The sequence below is a fragment of the Methylothermus subterraneus genome, from assembly GCF_054656915.1.
The window spans coordinates 275171-298963 of the sequence record NZ_BAAHXK010000002.1 but is presented as its reverse complement, the minus strand read 5'-3'; the positions used below and the strand labels follow the sequence as shown (position 1 = coordinate 298963).

Sequence of the window (23793 nt, the reverse complement as noted above, 5' to 3'; positions counted from 1 at the left end):
TCAAGCTAACTGTCGGCGCGGTTGCCGATCCCAGCCGTGCGCAGCGGAGCGGCGATCACCCGCAAGCGCTGGCCCACGCGCAAGGTGCTCGTCGTTTTCAGGCCGTTCAAATGCAGCAACTGCCGGACCTCCATGCCGTACCGGCGTGCTACCTTCCACCAAGTATCCCCAGAACGCACCACGTGGATCTTGAGCTGGCGCTGTTCTTGGGCCGGTGTCGGATTTGGGTTCCGCCGAATCGAAGCCAAGCGATCTTGCGCCCAAGGCGCTTGTCTAGAACGAACTCGATCGTTCTCAAGCCGATCCGCGGCGGCTTTTAAGATCTTAGGGGAGGACGATTGGTTGCGCGCCACGTGGACCAAGGTTTCCCGCAAGGGCCGCCAGCCCACCCACCGAGATCTAGGCAATTCCGCCAGCCGCTCTGCGAACAAATCGACCTTTTCCAAGGGCAGAACCAGGCGGTGGGGACCATCGGGAGCGGTGACCCCGCGTCTAAAGCCAGGGTTGAGCCGCTGGATCTCCTCCAGCGGCACATCCGCCAAGCGCGCCGCCAACGCCAAGTCGATCTGGCCGCCGACGTCGACTCGCGCGTAGAGCGGACGGTTGGGAATCGGTTTTAAGGCAATTCCATAGCGCTTGGCGTTGGCGAACAAGCGCGCCACCGCCAGGAGCTTTGGAACATAAGACTTGGTCTCTTCCGGCAGGTCGAGGTGCCAGAAGTCGGTAGGTCGAAGCAACAAGCGGTTTTTGACGATCTCCTGCATTACCCGGCCCTCACCGGCGTTGTAGGCGGCCAGGGCGAGCAACCAATCGCCGTTGAAATCGGCGTGCAGCTTTTTCAAATAACGCACCGCCGCCCGCGTAGAGGCATGGACATCGTGGCGTAGATCGACCCACTGGTTTTGCTTCAGACCGTATTGTTCTCCCGTCGAGGGGATAAACTGCCATAGCCCGGCCGCCTGTTTGGGGGAACGGGCCGTGGGCTCAAACGCGCTCTCTACGATCGGTAGCAAAGCCAGCTCTCCAGGCAGACCATTGCGCTCGATTTCTTTTACGATGGTGTAGAGGTAAGGCCTAGCCCGCTTTTGAACCCGCTCAAGATAATCGGAGTTGGATGCATACCACTTGAGCTCGGCGCGGATTCGCGGGTGGTCGATCTCGGGAAGCTGATACAGGGCAAACAAGCGCTGCCATAAATCGGTGCGGCGAGCCAATTGAGGCTTTTTCTTGAGCTTGCTCGGCGGGGAAGATTCCAGATCGCGGAGTTTGACGTTTAAGGCAGGGGGCTTGCTTGAAAAATCATGGGTCGGTTTGATCGGCTGCTGGCTACAGCCAGACAGCGTCACCGCCGTTGCCAGCGGCAACGCGAGGATCGCTTTGTTCATCGTTCTTCCTCCCTTATTCCAGCAATCCCACTGGATTGGGCTATTATATTGCAAACTCCTCGATTGCCAACCCTAAAACGTGTCTCAGACCTTCCGTCTCTCACGCCTGGCTTTGCGCCAGTGGTACCGAACCCCGCTGGGACGGCGACTTGGGCAAGTAGAAGCAAGCTTTTTAAGCCGCGCTCTCAAGGTGCCTTATACTTCTAGACTCGTCCAATTAGGCGCTACAGGGTGGGAAAAAAATTATCTGGACACCGGCTACTTGGGTCGTTTCGTCCTCGTCGACGAATTTCCGCTGCTGGAACTGCCGTCCATTCGCGGCCACTTAAACGCCCTGCCGCTGGCTACTGAGAGCGTCGACGTTCTGATCCTGCCGCACGCTTTCGAATACGCTCCCGATCAGCACCAGCTTCTGCGCGAGGTGGAGCGAGTGTTGAAACCGGAAGGCCAAGCATGGATCCTAGGATTTCACCCTATCAGCTTTTACCGCCTGTACGCTTATCTGCCAGGCCGAAAACACGCCGCCCCCTGGCATGGGCGCCCCATCGGCCAGCATACGCTGCTGGACTGGCTGAGCCTGCTCAATTTTGCCGCGGAGATCTGCGCCCACTACGATTTCCACGCTCTTTACCATTTCTCGCAAGGCGGATGGCGAAGCTACTGTTCGCCCCTGTGGTCTCTGGGCTACGCCGTGCGCGCCATCAAACGAACCTACACTATCATTCCGATCCGTCCGGTCACCGAACTTTGTCCCGACTGGGTACCGGAGATCGCCTCGACGATTCAGCGCCAAATCGATGGGGCAAAACGACGCCATCGTTGAAATCTATACCGACGGCGCCTGCCGCGGGAACCCTGGCCCTGGCGGGTGGGGTGCCCTGCTGCGCTGGCGCGGCAAGGAGCTGGAACTTTGCGGCGCCGAACCCGCCACCACCAACAACCGAATGGAGCTAATGGCCGCCATCCGCGCTTTAGAAGCCTTAAAACGCCCGTGCAAAATCGTCTTGCACACCGATTCTTTGTACCTTAAGCAAGGGATCACCGACTGGCTGCCCAACTGGATCAGGCGCGATTGGAAAACCTCTGCCGGCAAGCCGGTCAAGAACCTCGACCTGTGGCAACGGCTGCTCAAGGCCATGACGCGCCATCAAATCCAATGGGAATGGGTGCGCGGGCACAGCGGCCACCCCGAGAACGAACGCGTGGACCAATTGGCCAATCGCGCCATAGACGAGATGTTACGCCAACGTAACTTAGGATCTTAACCGGAGGAGGAAACCGTGCGCCAAATCGTGTTGGATACTGAAACCACTGGCATCGACGTAACCTTGGGCCACCGCATCATCGAGATCGGCTGCGTGGAGCTGATCGACCGGCGCTTGACCGGCAACCGCTTCCACAAGTATCTAAACCCCGAGCGCGAGATCGATCAAGGCGCGCTCGCCGTTCACGGCATCGACAACGCTTTCCTTGCCGATAAACCCACATTTGCCGAAATCGCCGAGGAATTCCTCGCCTTCATCAAGGGCTGTCAAGTCATCATCCACAACGCGCCCTTCGACCTTGGCTTTATCAACGCCGAATTGCGCCGCGCCGGTCCCCACTTCGGCTGCCTAGAGGACCATTGCACCATCCTCGACACCCTCGTGCTGGCCAAAAGCAAGCATCCCGGTCAGCGCAACAGCCTAGACGCCCTATGCAAACGCTATCAGATCGACAACCGCCATCGCGATCGCCACGGCGCCTTGCTCGATGCCGAGCTTCTTGCCGCCGTGTATCTGGCCATGACCGGTGGCCAAATCGGGTTGGGCCTGGAAAGCGACTCGGGCCAAGTCCGCCCGCAGATCGCCCCGCGCCAGGAGCAGCGTCGCCTGAACTTGAAACTGGCAAACTGCCCGCCCGAAGACCTTAAAGCCCACCAGGAGTGGCTCGAACGCATCGACCAAGCCAGCGGCGGCAAGTGCCTGTGGCTCGGCCACTAGCTTGAGCCGGCATTTTAAGCTATGCTGAAGGGCGCCTTTATGCGGGAGAGGTGGCTGAGCGGTTGAAAGCACCGGTCTTGAAAACCGGCGAGGGTTTTTATGCCCTCCGTGGGTTCGAATCCCACCCTCTCCGCCAAGCAGTTGCCCTGCGCCGCCCTACAAAGACCAAATTCGGCTTGCGAAACCTAGGCGGCGGCTAAATAATAAGCATTCTTGCCTCGGTGGTGGAATCGGTAGACACACGGGACTTAAAATCCCGCGGGAGAATCCCGTGCCGGTTCGAGTCCGGCCCGAGGCACCAAGCTTTTTGTCCAACGAATAACCCATAAACGATGGCAGGTCGCAATCATCTCTACGTTCCCGGTCCCACCAACGTGCCCGATTCGGTCTTAAGCGCCATGCACGGGCCGATGGAGGACCATCGCTCCCCCGATTTTCCTAAGCTGCTCAAACCGTTGCTTGCCGATTTAAAAAAGCTGTTTCGCACCGAAGTCGGCCAGGTTTTTATTTTCCAGGCCACCGGCACGGCCGGTTGGGAGGTAGCGTTGTGCAACACCTTATCTCCCGGCGATAAGGTGCTGTCCTACCGTTTTGGACACTTTAGCCATCTTTGGATCCAAGCGGCCAAGCGCTTAGGTCTAGACGTGGAATATTACGAGCGCCCTTGGGGCGAGGGCGTTCCGCTCGATCACCTGGAAGCGCGCCTCCGCCAGGACAAAGACCATAAGATCAAGGCGCTGCTCGTCTGCCACAACGAGACCTCCACCGGGGTCACCAACGACCTCAAGGCGATTCGTCAAATCCTCGATCGCACCGGCCATCCGGCCCTGTTTATGATCGACGGGGTCAGTTCCATTGGCAGCCTCGAGTTTCGCATGGACGAATGGGGAGTGGATGTGGCTTTGACCGGCTCCCAGAAAGGGATGATGCTACCGGCGGGCAACGCCTACGTCTGCTTCAGCCCCAAGGCCCTGGAAAAGCGCCACGAGGCCAAATTGCCGCGCAGTTTCCTCAACATCGAGGATCAACTGCGGTCCAACCAAGACGGTTACTTCCCTTACACCCCCAGCACGCCGATGCTCCACGGGCTGCGCCGCGCGCTCGACCTCCTGCTCCAGGAAGGCTTGGACAACGTCGCCGCCCGCCACCGGCGCCTGGCAGAAGGAGTGCGGCGCGCCGTGCTCGACGGCTGGGGGCTAAAACTTTGCGCTCGCGATCCCAAGTGGTACTCGGATACGGTCTCGGCCATCGTCGTCCCCGACGGCTTCGACGCCCGCGAGGTGATCAAAGTGGCCTATTACCGCTACAACTTATCCTTGGGCGGCGGGTTGTCGGACGTGGCCGGCAAAGTGTTTCGTATCGGCCACTTGGGCGACGTCAACGAGCTGATGCTCGCGAGCGCCATCGTCGGCGCGGAAATGGCGATGCGCGACGTGGGCATCAACGTCCAGCCAGGCAGCGGCATCGCGGCGGCCATGGAATACTGGCGCGCCACCGCCCCGCCTCTGCCGGCCGCCTAACCGCCCAGACTGCGGGTATCTTCCTCACTCGCCCGCCAAATGATCTCCCAGTGAGGAAGGCCGTTGCCACCTGCCTCGCCATGAGAGCCCTGTTTGTATTGCTTCAGTACCTAATGCCCCACCACGCCCTCTCGCGCCTGGTGGGGAAAATCACCCATTGCCGCTGGCGGCCGTTGAAGAACTCCCTAATCCGACTGTTCATTCGGGTTTATCGCATCGATCTAGAGGAAGCGGCCAGCGCCAATCCCGACGATTACCTGTGCTTCAACGATTTTTTCACCCGCCCCCTCAAACCCGACGCCCGGCCGTTGCCTGAGGATCCTTACGCCGTCATCAGCCCGGCCGACGGCCAGATCAGCCAGATCGGCGCCCTCACCGACCAATGGCTGATTCAGGCCAAAGGGCGGGATTTCTCTGCCGCCACCTTACTCGGGGACGAGGATTTAGCCGCCCGGTTTCAGGACGGCGAATTCGTCACCGTGTACCTTTCGCCCCGCGACTACCACCGGGTGCACATGCCTTATGCCGGTCGCCTGCGGGAGATGCGCCACATTCCAGGAAGGCTGTTTTCGGTGAACCAGGCCACCGCCGAAGGCATTGACAACCTCTACGCCCGCAACGAGCGCGTGGTGTGCTGGTTCGACACCGACCTGGGCTCGATGGCGGTGGTGTTGGTGGGAGCGCTGCTGGTCGCGAGCATTGAAACCGTCTGGCACGGGCAGGTCACCCCGCCTGCGGGCAACAAAACCCGCCGCTGGCGTTATGAGGCGCAGGCCATCTGTCTGGAACGCGGGGCGGAGCTGGGGCGTTTTAACATGGGTTCGACGGTCATCGTGCTGTTCCAGGCGGGGGCAATCCGATGGCTAAACCCACGCCCCGGCAAGCCGGTGCGGATGGGAGAAAAGCTGGCCGAATCCGGCTGAAACAGCCCTGCCACCTTGAAGGTGGCAGGGAAGTCGGACAGGATGATTAATTAAAAATACAGCCTGGCCGAGGCTTCGAAGAAATCGGGGTTGACCCCGCGGAAGGTGCCTTTGTTGACGTCGAGCACGCGCACGTAGTTGAACATCAGCTTGGCGTTCGGGTTGACGTACCAGTTGAGGCCGGCGGTGAAGTTTCTCTCGGCGGCGCACTGAGGATGGTTGCAATCGCCGAGATCGGCCTTACCGTAACGGGCCGCCAGCTCCCACGCCCCCCATCCGCCTTTGCCGACGAGCGTGTGGGGATGAGGATTGCGGATCAGCCCGTTGTCTGGGTCGTATTCCCTAGGCTCTCCGGTTAAGCTCCAAGTAGCTTGGGCGTACCAGGCGTCGAAATTGAAATTTTGTTTGCCATAAAGCTGGGCGCGTTGATATTCCCCTTGCAGCGAGAACGGCCCATAGATCAGCGCCGCCTCAGGCATTAGGCGCACCACGCTTTCGATCCCAGAAAGCAGACCTGTATCGAGCAGTCGCACCGCTTCGCCGATACGCTCTTCGGGCACGGCGCGGAAGCGCACATCGCTTTTGCCGTCAAACCTAAGCCAAGACCCTGCCATCCCCAGATGCACCACGCCTTCTTCGCCGTGCCACGGCGCTAGGGTAAAACGGCCGGTGAACACCAAGGGGTCGGAATCTTGGGTTTTACCAAATTCGTTGCCCGCCGCGCCCTTGCCGAACACCGCCGCCTGCGCCGTCCACCACCCGCCGGGATCGTGGGTAAACAGGCCAATCCCAACGCGCCTGCCGTCGGAAGAGCCGCCAAAGTCGTGAAACACGCGCGAACCAATGGCGCGCTCGATGAAGGTTATGTCGTTGGAGCTGTTTAGACTCTCCAGCCCCAAAGGTTCTTTGAATTGCCCGACCATGACCATCAGCGGCCACTTTTGCGGCAAGTCTTGGAAGCGGTAAGCGATGTAGATATCGCGCAGCCCCGCATCGGCTTCTGGATCGGAGCCGGAAAACTCGTAGTGGAACCTAAAATCCCAGGCTTTCCACACCGTGCCCAGCACCTCGACCCGCGCCCGGCGCACGTCCACCCCGTCTTCGAACTTGGTGCGCACCACGTTTCCATCGTCGTTGCGCGCAAATCCCCCATTCAAGTGCAGGCGGCCGCGGATGCGCCACTTGAAATCGCCCTCGGGGCTGGCGATCTCAAACCGGCCCTTGGTATCGATCTTGGGCTGCTCTTCGAGCTTTTGGACGGCTTGATCGATTTTTTCCTCTTTCTCGCGGTTTTGCGTAAGCGCTTGCTCGATTTTTTGGTAAGTCGCCTCGTCGATGGTCCCCTTGGCCTTGAGCGCTTTAAGAAGCTCGAGCATCGCTTCGGATTCGCCCGCCAGCCCCCAAGAAGGCAACAAAGCCAAACCTAGCGCCAGTCTTTTCAGCCGCATACTGTGCTCCTTGTTTAAATTCAAACAATCTTCGCAACCGAATGTTACAAAAAAATGACAAGACCAAACCGCGAGCAGAAGTCTTCCTCCTAACTAAAACGCGAAAACCCCGGCGGCTTCCCAGCCGCCGGGGCCTTTGTCAAGGGTGGCGGAGAGGGAGGGATTCGAACCCTCGATGGGCTTTTGGCCCATACTCCCTTAGCAGGGGAGCGCCTTCGGCCTCTCGGCCACCTCTCCTTTAGGACTGCTATTCGGCTTCGGGTTCGCCGGAGAGTTCCGTATCGGAAATTCCAGGTTCGGACCCTGTAGCTTGCGCCCCAGCTTCCCTTTCGCGCCGGATCCGCTCGTAGATCTCCTCGCGATGGACCGAGACGTCTTTGGGCGCATTGACGCCGATGCGAACCTGGTTGCCCTTGACGCCAAGCACGGTGACGGTAATGTTGTCGCCGATGACCAGGGTCTCCCCGACTCTCCGAGTCAAAATAAGCATAAAACTATCCTTTCCGTTTGCCAGAATCAGTCACGGCGCAATTCGCGCCGGCACTGACAGCAGTTTGCATTATAACACCTTGCCCACGCGGGGCAAACCGCAATCAACAAGGCGCCTTGTCCAGTTCAAAGGCATCGTGCAGGGTGCGCACTGCCAGTTCCAAGTATTTTTCATCGAGCACCACCGAAATCTTGATCTCCGAGGTCGAGATCATGCGGATGTTGATACCTTCCTTCGCTAAGGCGCGAAACATCTTGCTGGCGATCCCGGCGTGCGAGCGCATTCCCACTCCGACCAACGATACCTTGACGATGCGGTCGTCGCCGGTGACCCGGCGCGCTCCCAGATCGCGCCGCACCTGCTCCAAAAGCTCCAACGCCTTGGGATAGTCGTTGCGATGCACGGTAAAGGTAAAATCGGTGGTATCGTCCTCGGCGACGTTCTGGACGATCATGTCCACCTCAATGTTGGCATCGGCGATCGGCCCCAAAATTGCCGCGGCGATGCCGGGCCGGTCAGGCACTCCTTCCACCGTCAGCTTGGCTTCGTCGCGGTTGAAGGCGATCCCAGAAATCAAGGCTTGTTCCATGGCTTCATCCTCGTAGGTGATCAAAGTGCCGGGGCCCTCGACGAAGGTCGACAGCACCCGCAAGGGAACGTTGTACTTGCCGGCGAATTCCACCGCCCGGATCTGCAGTACCTTGGAGCCTAGGCTGGCCATCTCCAGCATCTCCTCAAAGGTGATCCGGTCCAAGCGCCTGGCCTTGGGCTCGATCCTAGGATCGGTGGTATAGACGCCGTCCACGTCGGTGTAAATCAGGCACTCATCGGCTTTAAGCGCCGCCGCCAGCGCTACGGCGGTGGTATCCGAGCCGCCTCGCCCTAGAGTGGTGATGTCGCCTTCCTCGTTCACGCCCTGGAAACCAGCCACCACCACCACCTTGCCTTGAGCCAGGTCCTTGCGGATACGGGAGGTGTCTATATTTAAGATCCGCGCCTTGGTGTGCGCCGCGTCGGTGAGGATCCGCGCCTGCGCCCCGGTGTAGGAGCTGGCCGGACAACCTAAAGTCTCCAGGGCCATGCATAAGAGAGCAATGGTGACCTGCTCGCCGGTCGCCAAAAGCACGTCCAACTCCCTGGGATTGGGCTGCTGCTGGATCTGCCGCGCCAACCCCAACAAGCGGTCGGTCTCGCCGCTCATGGCCGAGACTACGACCACCAAGTCCGCGCCTTGCCGTTTGGCTTGGACGATTTTGCTCGCTACGTGTTTGATCCGGTCGATGGTGCCGACCGAGGTGCCGCCGTATTTATGAACGTAAAGCGCCATTTTCCTAACGTTAGCGTTCTTTAACCCAATCCACTACCGAGGCCAGCGCCTGCTCGAGCTTTTCCGGCTGCGTGCCGCCGGCTTGAGCAAAATCGGCGCGTCCCCCACCTCGGCCCCCCACCTGAGAAGCCACGAAGTTAACGAGTTCTCCGGCCTTGATGCGGTCGGTGAGCTCTAAGCTGACCCCTGCGACCAAATTGATCTTGTCCTCTTGGACCGTAGCTAGGACAATCACCGCGCGGCCCAGTTTGCTTTTGAGCTGATCGACGACTGCGCGCAGCGACTTAGGATCGGCCGCTTCCAGACGGGCCGCAAGTACCTTGACGCCGTTCACTTCCACGGCTTTGGCCGCGAGATCCCCGCCGGCCTTGGCCGCCAGCTTGGCCTGTAGGCGTTCCAACTCTTTCTCCAATTGGCGGCTCTTCTCCAGCACCTGCCTGAGCTTGTCTTCCACCTCTTCCGGTTGGCAGCGCAGCAGCTCCGCCAAGGAAGCCAAGCGGCGGTCGGCCTGCTGGACCCAGCGCAACGCCCGTTCACCGGTGACCGCCTCGATTCTCCGAACACCGGAAGCCACGCCCGATTCGGCCACAATCTTGAACAAGCCGATATCTCCAGAGCGCTTCACGTGGGTGCCGCCGCACAGTTCCACCGAGAAATCCCCGATCTTCAGCACCCTGACCTCATCGCCGTATTTTTCCCCAAACAGCGCAATCGCCCCGGCGGCCAGCGCGTCCTTAATCGCCATCACCTCGGCGGTCACCGGCTGGTTCTTGCGGATCTCGGCGTTGACCAGGCGTTCGAGCTCCTCGAGCTGGGGCCGCGTGAGGGGCTCAAAGTGGGAGAAATCAAAGCGCAGGCGCTCGGCGTCGACCAACGAGCCTTTCTGCTGCACGTGCTCGCCCAACAGCTTGCGCAAGGCCGCGTGCAGCAAGTGGGTGGCGGAATGATTCAAGGCGGTCGCGCGGCGCCGCTCTTCGTCCACCTGCGCGACCCCCTGCGCTCCGCGCTCGATGCGACCTTGCACCACTTGCCCTAAATGCAGCCAGACATCGCCCTGTTTGCGCGTGTCCTCGACCCGGAACCAGCCACCGGCAGTGCGGATCCGTCCCTTATCCCCCACTTGGCCGCCGCCTTCGGCATAAAACGGCGTCTGGTCTAGGACCACCGCCCCAGTCTCCCCGGCCGCTAGGGTCTCTACCTCTTTCCCATCCTTTAGCAGCGCCAGGATTTCAACCTCGGCCTCGAGCCGGTCATAGCCTACGAATCGGGTCTTGGCTTGGATTGGGATCGATTGATGGTAATCCGCGCTAAAACCGCTCGCCGCCCGGGCCCGCTCGCGCTGCTCGGCCATCGCTTGCTCGAAGCCTGCAAGGTCTAGCTCCAGGCCGTGTTCCAAAGCAAAATCGCGGGTCAGATCGACGGGAAAGCCATAAGTATCGTAAAGCAAAAAGATCAAACTGCCTGGAATCTTACGGCCCTCAAGCTTGCCAAGACTCTCCTCCAACACCCGCATGCCTTGCTCCAAGGTCTCGGCAAAGCGCTCTTCTTCCCGCTTGAGCGCTTGTTCGATCTGGGGGCGGGCGGTGACGATCTCAGGATACGCCTCCCCCATCACCTCCCCCAAGGGAGCGACCAAGCGATAGAAAAAAGGCTCGCGCAGGCCGAGCCGGTACCCGTGCCGCACCGCGCGGCGGATGATGCGGCGCAGGACGTATCCGCGCCCTTCGTTGGCAGGCAGGACGCCATCGGCGATCAGAAACGCCGCGGCCCGAATGTGGTCGGCGATCACCCGGAGGGAGCTGCAGCGCAAATCGTCGGTATGGGCCAGATCGGCGGCGGCTCGGAGCAGATGCTGAAACAGGTCGATCTCGTAGTTGCTGTGTACCCCCTGCATCACCGCGGCGATCCGCTCTAGCCCCATGCCGGTATCCACCGAAGGCTTGGGAAGCGGCGTTAAAGTTCCATCGGCGGCGCGATCGTACTGCATGAACACCAGGTTCCAGATCTCCACGTAACGGTCGCCGTCCGCGTCCGGGGAACCGGGAGGTCCCCCAGACACTTCTGGCCCGTGGTCGTAAAAAATCTCACTGCAGGGCCCACACGGCCCCACGTCCCCCATCGCCCAGAAATTGTCCTTGGCGCCGATGCGGGCAAAACGCTCGGGCGCAACTCGGATTTCTTCGAGCCAGATCGCCGCTGCCTCGTCGTCTTCCTCATAGACCGTCACCCACAGCCTGTCTTCGGGAATCTCCAGCACTTGGGTGAGGAATTCCCAAGCGTAGGCGATCGCTTCGCGCTTGAAATAATCGCCGAAGCTGAAGTTGCCGAGCATCTCGAAAAAGGTATGGTGGCGCGCCGTGTAGCCTACGTTTTCCAGATCGTTGTGCTTGCCGCCGGCGCGCAGGCACTTTTGCGCCGAGGCGGCGCGCGTGTAGGGCCTTGTCTCGCGCCCCAAGAAAACGTCCTTAAACTGGACCATGCCGGCGTTGGTAAAGAGCAACGTAGGATCGCCTGCCGGGATCAGCGAGCTGGAAGGGACAATAGTATGCCTCCGCTCGCGGAAGTAATCCAGAAACAGGCTGCGAATCGCTGAAGTCGTCAAGGTTTTCATGCGTCTCCCAACAGGGTGCGGATGTGCTCGCTCTCAAAACCGCGCTGCGCCAGGAAGCGATAGCGCGCGCCGTACTCGCGCAAATCGCGAATCGGCCGATTCCGGTACTTGCGCCGATAAACCTCGCGCGCGGCTTGCTCCCAGTCGATGGCCAGCGCAGCCAAGACTTCGTCGATCAACTCCTCAGCTACGCCCTTGGCTTTCAATTCGAGCCGAATCTTAACCGGCCCCATACCGCGCTCCCGGCGGGCGCGAACAAAGCCTTCCACAAACCGGCGCTCGTCCTGCAAGCCCAAAGACTGAAGCTCAGCGATCGCTTGGCCGGCAAGCGCATCGGAAATTCCATGCCGGCGCAGCTTCCACTGCAGTTCCCGCGCGCTGTGCTCGCGGCGCGCCAAAAAACGCAGGGCTAAATTTTTAGCGCGATCGTCTGCCAGCTTACTCCTCCACCGGAACTTCGACCGTGGACCTTGCCTCAGCGGGAGCAGACCCAAAAATCTTTTCCCGAATCTTCTGCTCCAAGTCGCGCGCGAGCTCTGGGTGCTCCTTCAAATACTGACGGGCGTTGTCCTTGCCTTGGCCGATGCGTTCTTGGCCGATGCTGTACCAGGCCCCGGATTTTTGCACCAGATCGTGCTCCACGCCCAGGTCGAGCAATTCCCCCTCCTTGGAAATTCCCTCATTGTAGAGGATCTCGAAGCTGGCGGTCCTAAACGGCGGTGCGACCTTGTTCTTGACCACTTTGACCGTGGTGTCGTTGCCGATCACTTCCTCGCCTCTTTTAATCGCCCCCGTACGGCGGATGTCGAGCCGCACCGAGGCATAGAACTTGAGCGCGTTGCCGCCGGTGGTGGTCTCTGGGTTGCCGAACATCACCCCGATCTTCATCCGGATCTGATTGATGAAGATGACCAGGGTGTTGGAGCGCTTGATATTGGCGGTCAGCTTGCGCAGCGCCTGGGACATAAGGCGAGCTTGCAATCCCACGTGGGCGTCGCCCATCTCGCCCTCGATCTCGGCCTTGGGCGTCAGCGCCGCCACCGAGTCGACCACGATCACGTCCACCGCCCCGGAGCGCACCAACATGTCCACAATCTCCAATGCCTGTTCGCCGGTATCCGGCTGGGAGATCAAAAGGTCATCGAGCTTGACCCCCAGCCTCTCCGCGTAGGCAGGATCCAAAGCGTGCTCGGCGTCCACGAACGCCGCCACCCCGCCTTGGCTCTGAGCCTGGGCGATGGTCGACAGCGCCAAAGTGGTCTTGCCCGAGGATTCCGGACCGTAAATCTCGACGATCCGCCCTCTAGGCAGTCCGCCTACCCCTAAGGCGATATCCAAGCTCAAAGAACCGCTGGGGATGGCCTCGATCTCGCGCCCCAAACCCACATCGCCTAGGCGCATCACCGCGCCTTTGCCGTATTGCTTCTCAATCTGCAACAACGCCGCGCTGAGCGCTTTGCGCTTGTTCTCGTCTAACATGATGACACCCGATCGATTGCTTAAAGAATTATGCCATAAGCGGTTGGCGGCATCGCCAACCACTTTCAATATAGCCACCCTTTCTTAAAGCGGGGCTTCCCACCGACCGAGCACCTGATAACGCGATCCTTCGGGGCTAAGCTCCGAAGCCACTAAGGCAACTTCGCGCACTGGCCAAGCGATGGGGTCGATCGCACGGGCCGCGATGCGTTTTTTTACCTTGCGCGCCAAGGTCAGGTGGGGACGGAACGGCCGACTTTCGAGTTGGAAGCCCAGCTTACGCACTCTCTTGCGCAGGCTTTTGACCCATTCGGCCAAAGGCTTAGGGATCGCCTGCGCCGTCAAGCATAAGACGGCCGGACGCACCCAATGTTCCAAGCGGTCAAAGGTCAACTCACAAGGGATCAATGGGAGCTTTTCCGCCAGCGCTTTGAGCGCCTCGATTTTATCTTCGGGAACCTCGCCCAGAAACAGCAGGGTGATATGGAACTTCTCGCAATCGACCGGCTTGCCTTCGTTTAATTGCAGCTCCCGGCGCACCTTCGCCAGCTGCTCCAGCACCCCCTCGTCGGGCCACAGGGCGAAAAACAGCCGTTTCTTAGCCTCCGCAGACATTCAAAATTCCCTCCAAAGCCGCTCGCACCGCCTGCCGCCGGACGCTTTCCCGATTGCCGGCGAACTGCAACCGGCAGGTACGACAAGGCTCGCCTTGGACCTGCCAGGCCAACCACACCAATCCGACCGGCTTGTCCGGCGTCCCTCCCGCGGGGCCGGCGATCCCGCTCACCGCCACCGCCACCTGCGCTCGGCTGCGCGCCAACGCGCCCAAAGCCATCTCTTGCACGGTTTCCTCGCTCACCGCACCGTATCGGTCCAAGGTCTCGGCCCGCACCCCGAGCAGCTCCGTCTTGGCGGCGTTGCTGTAGGTGACAAAACCGCGGTCGAACCACGCCGAACTGCCGGCCACGTCGGTGACGCACTTGGCGATCCAGCCGCCGGTGCAAGACTCGGCGGTAACCAACAACCAGCCGCGCCGTTGGAGAAGAGCGCCGACCTGGGAGGCAAGCTTGAGCATCTTTGCCTTACTTATCCCGGATGTAGTCGTAGATGTTGAGGTAGTCTTGTCCCGGGTTTTTCCAGGAGTAATCGCAGCGCATGGCGTTTTTCATGAGCTCCCGGAAATCCTGGGGATAGTCGTAGTAACAGCTGATCGCCCGGCCAAGGGCCGATTCCAGTCCCGGGTAATCGTAATCTCGAAATACATAACCGTTGCGTTCGTGCAGCGGCCTTGGGGAAAAATCCTTGTCGTGCACGGTGTCGGCAAGCCCCCCGACCGCGCGCACGATCGGGATCGTGCCATAGCGCATAGCGATGAGCTGGGTCAGTCCGCACGGTTCAAACCGGCTCGGCACCACGATCATGTCCGCCCCGGCGTAGATCAGGTGGGACAACTCCTCGCTGAAGCCGATCTCGAGATGGCAGTCGGGATTGTCGTTGAGCTGCTGTTTCAATCCCCAGAAATAGCCGTTGATCTGTCCGTCTGGGCTAGAGCCGAGCAAGACGAACTGCCCTCCCCGGTGCAGGGTGTAAAAAATCGCGTGGCGGATGAGTTCCAAGCCCTTTTGCGGGTCCAGGCGCCCGATGAAGGCGACGATCGGCTTGGCGTTGTCGGCGAGCAGCAAGCGGTCGCGCAACGCCTTTTTGTTCTTGTATTTGTCATCCAAATTGGCCAGCCCGTAATGGAACGGGATATAACGGTCGATCTCCGGATTCCAGGTGCTGTAGTCGACCCCGTTCAATACCCCGCCGTACTTCATGTGGTGGATGTGCAAAGTCGGTTCCAACCCAAACCCCTGGCCCTGGTCCTTGGCTTCCATGGCGTAGTGCGGCGACACCGTGGTGACGAAGTTGGAATATACGATCCCGCCTTTCATGAGATTTAGGGCATGGGGATTCCAATTGTCGCGCAAGCGGTCGTAGTGGAAATAATATTCGGGCCGATTGAGTCCGGTCGCATAAAGGACTTCGGCTCCGGTCACTCCCTGGTGCTTGAAGTTGTGGATGGTGTAGCACACCCTGGGGTGGGTCAGGCCTAGGTGCTTGTAGATTTCGTACAAAAATACCGGCACCAGCGCGGTCTGCCAGTCGTGGCAGTGGATGATGTCGGGGTGTTTGCCTGCCTTCCAGAGAAACTCCATAGCGGCGCGGGAGAAAAACGCAAACCGCAAAACGTCGTCGTTAAAACCGTAGATACACCCGCGGTTGAAGAAATTGTCCTGGGAATGGGCGTCGATAAAGAAGCATTTGCGCCCGTGGACAAAGCCAAAATACACGCTGCAATGGATGGCCCCTCCGTACCAAGGCACCCAAAGGTCCTTGTACACCTCGGTTAAGCCGAAGATGTGGTCGTAGCGCATGCAGTCGTATTTGGGCAGGATGATCTCAACGCAATGGCCGCGCAGTTCCAGCTCGTTGCTCAAGCCGAACACCACGTCCGCCAGCCCCCCGACCTTCGCGACCCAGGCGAGTTCGGGTGTGATCTGGACGATGAACATCGACGGCATGGTATATCCTTCCCGCTGTACGGGGGATTCCGGAGCCGGCTGGGGAGTGGCGGCTGCTGCGGTCTCGATTGGCGGCTCAGGTTCCGGGGCGGGCGCGCGCGGTTTTTCCGGTGGCGCCTTGGCGGTCGGCTCGGATTCAGGTGCGTCCACCTTGGCCGGCTTAGGCTTTTCCGCCTTGGCGAGCGGCAGGGACTGCATCGGCTCCGCCCGGGCCTTTTCAGCTTTTACCCTGTCCGCCGGCGGTTTTTTGGCCGGCTCGGCGGACGCTCGGCTTGGCTCAGTTGGTTCGATCGGTTTTGCCGCCTCAGGGTTGGCAGCGTCCTGGCCAGTCTGCGGCAGGGTCTTGGCTTGGGTTTGATCCGGAGTCTTTTTCGTCATCGGTCAGCCTGCAAATTGAGCTTTCCCAGTTTAAGCCATCTTTAAGGTTTCAAACATCGGCCACCAGCACCCGCCCCATACCGGGGGGCAGCTCGAAGTGGTAGGGGGTAGGCAAGTACGCCTGCGGCCATTCGGGGGAGACGTCCACCAAAGGCGGCGAAGCCTGGATGTAGCGGTAAAGGTCTTCCGTATAAAACACCTCGCGCCCCCAGATATTCTTGTTGAGGATGATCAGCGCCTCCTGATGATTGCGGGAAGAAGCCTTCCACATCAGGAGGACCGCGCGGTTTGGATGGTCGATGAGTTCAGTGATGCTCTCTTCCTGAAACACTCGGTATTGGCTCTTGATGCGGTTGACCTTGCGGATAAAATCGCAGATGTCAACTTCGGTTTGCTCCCAGTCTTGCGGCGTGGTCTTGACCACGTGCAGAGGTTTCTCAAACCCGAACTCATAGCCTATGGGCATCATCACCCCGGCGGAAAACAAAGCTGCAAACAGATAACGCTGCTTTAAGGCGTCCACGTTGCGTTGGCATTCAGCGAACAATCTGGGCGTGTCGTGGCTTTCGGGAAAAGCGATCGAGGGGACGAGCTCGCGGGTCAGATTGTATTGCTCAATCAGCCACGGGCTTTCGAAATCCCACCACTTGGCGCTGTTGAAGATGTAGTCGAACCCTGCCCCGGCGGTTTCCCGCGTCTGATCCACGCTGCAGCCCAAGGTCTCGGCGACGAATATCACCTCATGGGCGCGTTTGGTCTCTTCGATCAGGCGCCGCCAGAACTCCGGCGGGATTTGATAGGCGGCGTCGCAGCGAAACCCCTTAAATCCAAGGCCAATGAGATGCTCGACCACGGCGCGGCAGTATTGGTACAACCCTTCAGGGTCTGAGGTATGGCGGTGGTCGAAACTGGCCAGGTCGCGCCAGATCACTTTCTCTCCTTCGTGAACGCAGAACGGGTGGGCGATGCGCCCCTTTTCCTTGATGAACCACTCAGGATGCTGTTTTAACAGCGGCGAATCGTAGGCGCAATGGTTGATCACTAAATCTTGCATCACTTTGAGCCCTAGGCTTTCGGCCCAGGCGACCGTCTCGCGGACTTGGTCTTCAGGCGCTTTGGGCGAGGTAGGATCGAGCAAAGCCGGGTTGATCTTGAAGTAATCTTTGATCGAATACAGGCTGCAAGAGCGCCCCGGCTGCTGGATGGGATTGACGAATACCCAATCAAAGCCAAGATCCGCCGCCCGCTCCAAGTGGGGTCGCCAGGCCGAGAAAGGGCCTGCCAGCCGCGGAAACAAATTGTAAATGCGCATACTTTCCTATCCCTTTTCGTCTAATCACGCCAGATCCCCCCACAGCGCCTGCGCCACACTCAAAGCCGCCACCACCGCCGTCTCCACCCGCAAAATCCTAGGCCCTAAGCTCGCCCGGACAAACCCAAAAGCCCGCGCAAGCTCGCGTTCGGCCGGACACCATCCTCCTTCGGGACCGATCAATAGGATCAAGCCCTCGGTAGGCGGCGCCAGGGTGGCAAACGGCAGTCCACCCGGGTCGAGCAGCACGCCTCGAGTTTGAGCTTGCAGCCAGGTCTCCAAAGGCTGCGGCAGGAAAACGTCGGGAACTCGGTTGCGCCCGCACTGTTCACACGCGGCGATGGCGATTTTTTGCCAGTGCGCCCGCTTGTGGACCTCTTTGCCTTGCAAGCGCACGTTGCAACGTTCGGTCAAGAGCGGCGCGATCGATTCTACCCCAAGCTCGGTGGCTTTCTGGACGCTCCAATCCATCTGCTCGCCCTTAGCGATCGCCAGTCCGAGATGGATGCGCAGCGGCGATTCCGCTTCCCGCGCTTGGAAAGCGCCGATTTTCAAGCGCGCCTGGTGGCGGCCAGCGGCGAGCAACTTAGCGCGGTATTCGCCGCCGCGGCCATCGAATACGGTCAAGGGATCTCCCGCCCTAAGCCGCAACACGGTAAGGAGATAATGAGCCCGGTCGCCGCTGACAACCACTTCAGCGCCGGCTTCAAGCGCCTCGGGAAGATACAACCTACAAACGCGCACCTTTTAAGCAAGCAGGCCGAGATTGCGGCAGATGGTCCAGGTCGGCTCGACCCGGTTCATGGTGTAAAAGTGCAAGCCTGGCGCCCCCCCGGCGAGCAGCTTCTGGCAAAGCTCGGTCACCACCTCGATGCCGAACGCACGGATCGCCTCCAAATCGTCGCCGAAGGCTTCCAGCCGTTTGCGCATCCACCGCGGGATGTCGGCGCCGCAGCGGTCGGAAAATCGGGCCAGTTGGCCGTAGTTGGTAATCGGCATGATCCCAGGCACGATGGGGGCGTCGATCCCTTTTCTGCGGCAGCTCTCCAGAAAATAAAAATAGGCGTCGGCGTTGTAAAAATACTGCGTGATCGCAGCGTTGGCTCCTGCCTCGAGCTTGCGCTTGAAATACTTAAGGTCAGCGCAGTAGCTTAAGGCTTGCGGGTGCACTTCAGGATACGCCGCTACCAAAATGTAGAAATGCTCGCCGGTTTCAGCGCGGATAAAGCGCACCAACTCCTCGGCAAAGCGGAAGTCGCCGCCGGGAGACATTCCCGAAGGCGGATCCCCGCGCAAGGCGACGATCTTGGTGATGCCGTGCGCCCGGTAAGTTTGCAGGATCTGGCGGATCTCCTCGCGGCTGGAGCCGATGCACGAGAGGTGCGGGGCCGCTTCGCACCCGGTCGCACGCCGAATCTCGAGCACCGTCTCGAGCGTGTTGGCGCGGGTGGTCCCGCCGGCCCCGTAAGTGACCGAGAAGTACTCCGGCTTAAGGCGAGCCAGCGCCAGATAGGCTTCGCGCAACTGGGCGGCAAGCTGCGGCGTGCGCGGCGGAAAGAACTCAAAGCTAAGCTGCGCCGCCATCTCAATACCGGTAATGCTCCGGTTTGTACGGCCCCTCCACCGGCACCCCGATATAAGCCGCCTGAGCTTGGGTCAGGCGCGTGAGCTTGACTCCGAGCTTCTCCAAGTGCAGGCGCGCGACTTTCTCGTCCAGGTGCTTAGGCAATACGTACACTTTGTTCTCGTATTTGCCCGGATTGGTCCACAGCTCGATCTGCGCTAGCACCTGGTTGCAGAAGGAGTTGGACATCACAAAGCTCGAGTGCCCGGTCGCGCAGCCTAAGTTCACCAAGCGCCCCTCGGCGAGCAAGATGATCCGCTTGCCGTCGGGAAAGATAACGTGGTCGACCTGCGGCTTGATGTTCTCCCAAGGGTATTGGCGCAGCGAGGCCACGTCGATCTCGTTGTCGAAATGGCCGATGTTGCAGACGATGGCGTTGTGCTTCATCGCCCGCATGTGCTCGTGGGTAATCACGTGATAGTTGCCGGTGGCGGTGACAAAGATGTCGGCGATAGGCGCCGCCTCTTCCATGGTCACGACGGGATAGCCCTCCATCGCCGCCTGCAAGGCGCAGATGGGATCGATTTCGGTCACCCAGACCCTGGCTCCTAAAGCGCGCAGGGATTGCGCGCAGCCCTTGCCGACGTTGCCGTAACCCAAGACCACGGCGATCTTGCCGGCGATCATCACGTCGGTGGCGCGCTTGAGTCCGTCCAACAGGGATTCGCGGCAGCCGTAGAGGTTGTCGAACTTGGACTTGGTCACCGAGTCGTTGACGTTGAACGCGGGGCAAAGCAGCCGGCCTTCGTTCATCATCTCGTACAGGCGCTGCACCCCCGTGGTCGTTTCTTCTGAGACCCCGCGGACGTCTTTAAGAAGCTCAGGGTATTTTTCGTGCATCACCTTGGTCAGATCGCCGCCGTCGTCGAGCAGCATGTTCGGGCGCCAACCGTTGGGTCCAAAGATCGTCTGCTCGATGCACCACCAGTATTCCTCCTCCGTCTCTCCCTTCCAAGCGAACACCGGAATTCCGGCGGCGGCGATCGCCGCCGCGGCGTGATCTTGGGTCGAGAAGATGTTGCAGGAAGACCAGCGCACCTCCGCGCCCAACTCGACCAGAGTTTCGATCAGCACCGCGGTCTGGATGGTCATATGCAGGCAACCGGCGATGCGCGCGCCTTTTAGAGGTTTTTGCGCCCGGTATTCCTCCCTCAGCGCCATCAAACCCGGCATTTCGGTCTCGGCAATGCGGATCTCCTTACGTCCCCACTCGGCTAAGGAAAGATCGGCGACTTTGTAATCCCGCTCGGTTTTCAACTGGGTAGCAAACTGGCTCATCGTAACCTCCTAAACAGCGATGCGTTCGATTCAATTGCGTGGGGGAAGGCCTGCCGCCTCGCGCAAAGCCTCGGCCTTGTCGGTGCGCTCCCAGGTAAACTCGGGCTCGGTGCGGCCAAAGTGGCCGTAGGCAGCGGTCTTACGGTAAATGGGACGGAGCAGATCGAGCTCTTGAATCAAACCTTTGGGGCGCAGATCGAAATGCGCGCGCACGATCTCGACCAAACGGGATTCCGGCACCTTGCCGGTGCCGAAGGTCTCGATGGTGATCGAGGTGGGCTCGGCGACCCCGATGGCGTAGGACACCTGGATCTCGCAGCGCTCGGCAAGGCCGGCGGCGACGATGTTCTTGGCCACATAGCGCCCCATGTAGGCCGCCGAACGGTCCACCTTGCTCGGGTCTTTGCCGCTGAAACAGCCCCCCCCGTGGCGCGCCATTCCGCCGTAGGTGTCGACGATGATCTTGCGCCCGGTCAGGCCGCAGTCCCCCACCGGCCCGCCGATGACGAACCTTCCCGTAGGATTGACGAAAAACTTAGTCCCCCGGTGGATCCACTCGCGCGGGATGACTTTCAAGATGATCTCGTCGATCACCGCCTCGCGCACCGCAGACTGAGGGATGTCCGGCGCGTGTTGCGTAGACAGCACCACCGCCTCCACCGCTACCGGTTTGCCGTCCTGATAGCGGATCGTGACCTGGCTTTTGGCGTCCGGCCTCAGCCACGGCAAAACCTTCGATTTGCGCAGCTGCGCCTGGCGTTTGACCAGCTCGTGCGCGTAGTAAATCGGGGCAGGCATTAAGACCTCGGTCTCGTTGCACGCGTAGCCGAACATCAGACCCTGATCGCCTGCGCCCTGTTCTTTATCCTCCGCCTCGTCCACGCCGACGGCGATGTCGGGCGACTGCTTGCCGATGGCCTGGAGGACCGCGCAGCTTTGCCAATCGAAGCCGATCTCGGGATCGTCGTAACCGATCTCTTTGACGACCTGGCGAACCAGCTGTTCGGAATCCACCCAAGCGCTGGTGGTGATCTCGCCGGCCAACAACACCATCCCGGTCTTGACCAGGGTCTCGCACGCCACCCTCGCTTTAGGATCCTGCTCCAACAGAGCATCCAACATGGCATCCGAGATTTGATCGGCGATCTTGTCCGGATGCCCCTCGGAGACCGATTCGGAGGTAAAAATAAAATTTTGATTCACTTTTTAAAACCCTTAACTTGTCTGTTGTCAAACCCTAGCGGCACAACACCAATAGTTTAACTTATTGCCCTGTAAGCCAACCAACCAAGATCTGCTTTTTAAGTATAAGAGCGTTCTTGACAGGCTGCATCGCCAACCTCGATAAGGCCCGAAAGTCTACGCCCCTCGATCGCCTTTCGCTTTTGCGTTCATAATCTGGTAATTTGAAGAGGCTATTAGTCTGTTGTTTCAATATAGATTCCGCTGTATGGCAAAAATCGACATCCTGGTGGTCGAAGACGAGGTCGCGCTCCGCGACATGTTGCAGTTGGTGCTGGAACAGGCAGGGTTTGAAGTGCGCGCGGTAGGGCACGTGCAGGCGGCGCTCGAGGCGCTCAAGCATCACCTTCCCGACCTAATCTTGCTGGACTGGATGCTGCCCGGCATAAGCGGCATCGACTGGGCCAAAAAGCTGCGCCGGGATGCGGCCTACAGCGATATTCCGATCCTCCTGCTGACCGCCCGCAGCGAAGAGGAAGACAAGGTTCTAGGGCTAGACAGCGGCGCCGACGACTACATCACCAAACCCTTCTCGCCGCGCGAATTGATTGCCCGGATCAATGCGGTGCTGCGGCGCTTTGGCAAGGGCGAGACTCCGGCCCTGATCCAAGTCGGGGGCATTGTCTTAAACCCCGAAGAGCGCAAGGTCGAGATCGATCGCAAACCTGTTAATTTAAGTCCCACCGAATACCGCCTGCTGGAGTTTTTTCTCACTCATCCGGACAAGGTCTACAGCCGCGAACAGCTGCTGGACCGAGTATGGGGGCGCGACGTCTACATCGAGGAGCGGACGGTGGACGTGCACATCCGCCGCTTGCGCAAAATCCTGGCCGAACACGGGCGCGACACCATGATCGAAACCGTACGCGGTTTCGGCTATCGGTTGACGGCGTCACCCCAAACCTGAAAGATCGATGACCCGGGCCCTGCGGTCGGAATTTACCCTCTTTGTCCTAGGACTGTCCATCGCTTTGATCGTAGGCTGGATCGAAGGGCACTTTATCGCCGTTCCTGCCTTGTTCGTCTTCGGTTATCTGGCTCGCCATCTCTACTATAGCTGGCACCTATTAGCCTGGTCCTATGGCAAGCAGCGCGATCTGCCTGAGGGCAATGGGCTGTGGGCCGAAATCTTCCATCGGCTGCGCTTGCAGCAACGCCACCACCGCCGGCGCAAGCGTCATCTAGCCAAAATGCTAAGCTCCTTCCGCCAAGCGACCGAAGCGTTGCCGGACGCCGCCGTGGTGCTCACCGCGGGTTTCGAAATCGAATGGTTCAACAAGGCAGCCGCCCATCTTTTGGGGCTAAAATCCCAAGACAAGTGGATGCGCATCGACAACTTGCTGCGCCATCCGGGGTTTGTGGACTACTTACAGCAGGGCAAATTCGCGCAGCCCATCACCCTCCACGCGCCAAACCGCGACAATGTGCAGCTCGAGGTCCGCGTCGTCCCCTACGTCCCGGACCGCTATCTGCTCCTGGCCCAAGACGTCACCCAAATTCGCCTGCTGGAACGCCAGCGCCGCGATTTCGTCGCCCACGTTTCCCACGAACTGCGCACCCCGCTCACCGTCATCAAAGGCTATCTGGAAACCTTGATGGACACCGAGGCGGCCGTCGCTCCCCCGTTTCGGCCCTTGCTTCAACGCATGGACGACCAGCTCCGCCGGCTTCAGTATCTAATCGACGACTTGCTGTATTTAAGCCGCCTTGAAACTGTGCAGAATAAGCCCGGCTCGATTCAACCGGTGGACGTGGAGCAGTTGCTAGAGGACATCCTGGGCGAGATCGACCAGCTCAAGGAACCCCACGCCCCCGTCGAGCTTCGCATCGAATCCCCAACGCTGCTGCTGGGCAACGCGCAAGAGCTGCGCAGCGCGTTCACGAACTTAATCGTCAACGCGGTCAAATACACCCCCCCCACCGGCACGATCACCGTGCGTTGGTACGCCAACGCGCAGGGAGCGTGCCTTGAGGTCGCCGACACCGGCCCCGGCATCCCTGCCGAGCACATTCCGAGATTAACCGAGCGCTTCTACCGAGTCCCCGGTTCCGAACTCCACAACCCTACCGGCACCGGCCTGGGGCTGGCGATCGTCAAACACGTGCTCAACCGCCATCAGGGGAGCCTGGAAATCCAAAGCCGGCTGGGACAAGGCAGCACCTTCCGCTGCCGTTTTCCCGCCGAACGCACGGTGCAACCCCACGTTTCCACGGCAGCCTCGTGACCCGC

General features: G+C 60.0%; 22 protein-coding genes and 3 tRNA genes. 9 read left to right on the top strand and 16 right to left on the bottom strand.

All coding sequences use genetic code 11. The annotated features are described in order from the left end of the window. Positions 1 to 5: 5 nt before the first annotated feature. Positions 6 to 1385 carry a transglycosylase SLT domain-containing protein gene (locus tag ACYQ3M_RS03275; protein WP_460034620.1) on the bottom strand — a complete coding sequence of 460 codons (1380 nt, stop codon included), beginning with the start codon at positions 1383 to 1385 and terminating at the stop codon, positions 6 to 8. A gap of 79 nt (positions 1386 to 1464) precedes the next feature. Between ACYQ3M_RS03275 and ACYQ3M_RS03270 the strand changes: the two genes are divergently transcribed. The 7 genes from ACYQ3M_RS03270 (at position 1465) to asd (ending at position 5810) form a co-directional block, all read left to right on the top strand. Then, entirely contained in the window at positions 1465 to 2208 is a 744-nt protein-coding gene (locus ACYQ3M_RS03270) for a class I SAM-dependent methyltransferase (RefSeq protein ID WP_460034619.1), read from the top strand. Further along, complete coding sequence (gene rnhA / locus ACYQ3M_RS03265) at positions 2183 to 2650, top strand: ribonuclease HI (RefSeq protein WP_460034618.1); 468 nt, start codon at positions 2183 to 2185, stop codon at positions 2648 to 2650. Before ACYQ3M_RS03270 ends, rnhA begins: the two co-directional genes overlap by 26 nt. Positions 2651 to 2665: 15 nt before the next feature. Further along, positions 2666 to 3367 (top strand): DNA polymerase III subunit epsilon, encoded by a 702-nt coding sequence (gene dnaQ / locus ACYQ3M_RS03260; protein ID WP_460034617.1) that lies wholly within the window; start codon positions 2666 to 2668, stop codon positions 3365 to 3367. A gap of 44 nt (positions 3368 to 3411) precedes the next feature. Continuing rightward, positions 3412 to 3503, top strand: a tRNA-Ser gene (locus ACYQ3M_RS03255). Between the two features lie 79 nt (positions 3504 to 3582). Further along, positions 3583 to 3668 (top strand) — tRNA-Leu (locus ACYQ3M_RS03250). A gap of 31 nt (positions 3669 to 3699) precedes the next feature. Continuing rightward, positions 3700 to 4887 (top strand): aminotransferase class V-fold PLP-dependent enzyme, encoded by a 1188-nt coding sequence (locus tag ACYQ3M_RS03245; protein WP_460034616.1) that lies wholly within the window; start codon positions 3700 to 3702, stop codon positions 4885 to 4887. A gap of 80 nt (positions 4888 to 4967) precedes the next feature. Then, entirely contained in the window at positions 4968 to 5810 is an 843-nt protein-coding gene (gene asd / locus ACYQ3M_RS03240; RefSeq protein WP_460034615.1) for an archaetidylserine decarboxylase, read from the top strand. A 50-nt stretch (positions 5811 to 5860) separates the two neighbouring features. On the opposite strand, the gene ACYQ3M_RS03235 is transcribed toward asd, so the two are convergent. From ACYQ3M_RS03235 to metK, 15 genes are all read right to left on the bottom strand, one after another. Next, a complete protein-coding gene (locus ACYQ3M_RS03235; RefSeq protein ID WP_460034614.1) occupies positions 5861 to 7258 on the bottom strand; it encodes an OprO/OprP family phosphate-selective porin in 1398 nt (465 codons plus the stop codon). Positions 7259 to 7404: 146 nt separating this feature from the next. Continuing rightward, a tRNA-Ser gene (locus ACYQ3M_RS03230) sits at positions 7405 to 7495 on the bottom strand. Between the two features lie 10 nt (positions 7496 to 7505). Continuing rightward, the gene (csrA, locus tag ACYQ3M_RS03225; protein ID WP_460034613.1) at positions 7506 to 7748 is read right to left on the bottom strand and encodes a carbon storage regulator CsrA; all 243 of its coding nucleotides are present in this window, start codon (positions 7746 to 7748) and stop codon (positions 7506 to 7508) included. 103 nt (positions 7749 to 7851) lie between these two features. Further along, positions 7852 to 9075 (bottom strand): aspartate kinase, encoded by a 1224-nt coding sequence (locus ACYQ3M_RS03220; protein ID WP_460034612.1) that lies wholly within the window; start codon positions 9073 to 9075, stop codon positions 7852 to 7854. A 10-nt stretch (positions 9076 to 9085) separates the two neighbouring features. Further along, entirely contained in the window at positions 9086 to 11686 is a 2601-nt protein-coding gene (gene alaS / locus ACYQ3M_RS03215) for an alanine--tRNA ligase (protein ID WP_460034611.1), read from the bottom strand. Continuing rightward, positions 11683 to 12180, bottom strand: a complete 498-nt coding sequence (locus ACYQ3M_RS03210) for a regulatory protein RecX (RefSeq protein WP_460034610.1) — start codon at positions 12178 to 12180, stop codon at positions 11683 to 11685. Before ACYQ3M_RS03210 ends, alaS begins: the two co-directional genes overlap by 4 nt. After that, the gene (recA, locus tag ACYQ3M_RS03205) at positions 12125 to 13165 is read right to left on the bottom strand and encodes a recombinase RecA (RefSeq protein ID WP_460034609.1); all 1041 of its coding nucleotides are present in this window, start codon (positions 13163 to 13165) and stop codon (positions 12125 to 12127) included. The genes ACYQ3M_RS03210 and recA overlap by 56 nt, the downstream gene beginning before the upstream one ends. A gap of 84 nt (positions 13166 to 13249) precedes the next feature. Then, positions 13250 to 13780, bottom strand: coding sequence for an RNA 2',3'-cyclic phosphodiesterase (gene thpR / locus ACYQ3M_RS03200; RefSeq protein WP_460034608.1), 531 nt, complete (start codon positions 13778 to 13780; stop codon positions 13250 to 13252). Further along, entirely contained in the window at positions 13764 to 14240 is a 477-nt protein-coding gene (pncC, locus tag ACYQ3M_RS03195) for a nicotinamide-nucleotide amidase (protein ID WP_460034607.1), read from the bottom strand. Before pncC ends, thpR begins: the two co-directional genes overlap by 17 nt. A gap of 7 nt (positions 14241 to 14247) precedes the next feature. Next, a complete protein-coding gene (locus ACYQ3M_RS03190; protein ID WP_460034606.1) occupies positions 14248 to 16107 on the bottom strand; it encodes a glycogen synthase in 1860 nt (619 codons plus the stop codon). Positions 16108 to 16156: 49 nt separating this feature from the next. Beyond that, the gene (locus ACYQ3M_RS03185; RefSeq protein ID WP_460034605.1) at positions 16157 to 17419 is read right to left on the bottom strand and encodes an alpha-amylase family glycosyl hydrolase; all 1263 of its coding nucleotides are present in this window, start codon (positions 17417 to 17419) and stop codon (positions 16157 to 16159) included. 24 nt (positions 17420 to 17443) lie between these two features. Further along, positions 17444 to 18163 carry a 16S rRNA (uracil(1498)-N(3))-methyltransferase gene (locus ACYQ3M_RS03180; RefSeq protein WP_460034604.1) on the bottom strand — a complete coding sequence of 240 codons (720 nt, stop codon included), beginning with the start codon at positions 18161 to 18163 and terminating at the stop codon, positions 17444 to 17446. A gap of 3 nt (positions 18164 to 18166) precedes the next feature. Continuing rightward, a complete protein-coding gene (gene metF / locus ACYQ3M_RS03175; protein WP_460034603.1) occupies positions 18167 to 19003 on the bottom strand; it encodes a methylenetetrahydrofolate reductase [NAD(P)H] in 837 nt (278 codons plus the stop codon). Position 19004: 1 nt separating this feature from the next. Then, the gene (ahcY, locus tag ACYQ3M_RS03170) at positions 19005 to 20321 is read right to left on the bottom strand and encodes an adenosylhomocysteinase (protein WP_460034602.1); all 1317 of its coding nucleotides are present in this window, start codon (positions 20319 to 20321) and stop codon (positions 19005 to 19007) included. A 30-nt stretch (positions 20322 to 20351) separates the two neighbouring features. Continuing rightward, positions 20352 to 21524, bottom strand: a complete 1173-nt coding sequence (gene metK / locus ACYQ3M_RS03165; protein ID WP_460034601.1) for a methionine adenosyltransferase — start codon at positions 21522 to 21524, stop codon at positions 20352 to 20354. A 247-nt stretch (positions 21525 to 21771) separates the two neighbouring features. On the opposite strand from metK, the gene phoB reads away from it, so the two are divergent. Further along, the gene (phoB, locus tag ACYQ3M_RS03160) at positions 21772 to 22470 is read left to right on the top strand and encodes a phosphate regulon transcriptional regulator PhoB (RefSeq protein WP_460034600.1); all 699 of its coding nucleotides are present in this window, start codon (positions 21772 to 21774) and stop codon (positions 22468 to 22470) included. Positions 22471 to 22477: 7 nt separating this feature from the next. Further along, the gene (phoR, locus tag ACYQ3M_RS03155; RefSeq protein WP_460034599.1) at positions 22478 to 23788 is read left to right on the top strand and encodes a phosphate regulon sensor histidine kinase PhoR; all 1311 of its coding nucleotides are present in this window, start codon (positions 22478 to 22480) and stop codon (positions 23786 to 23788) included. Positions 23789 to 23793: the final 5 nt, after the last annotated feature.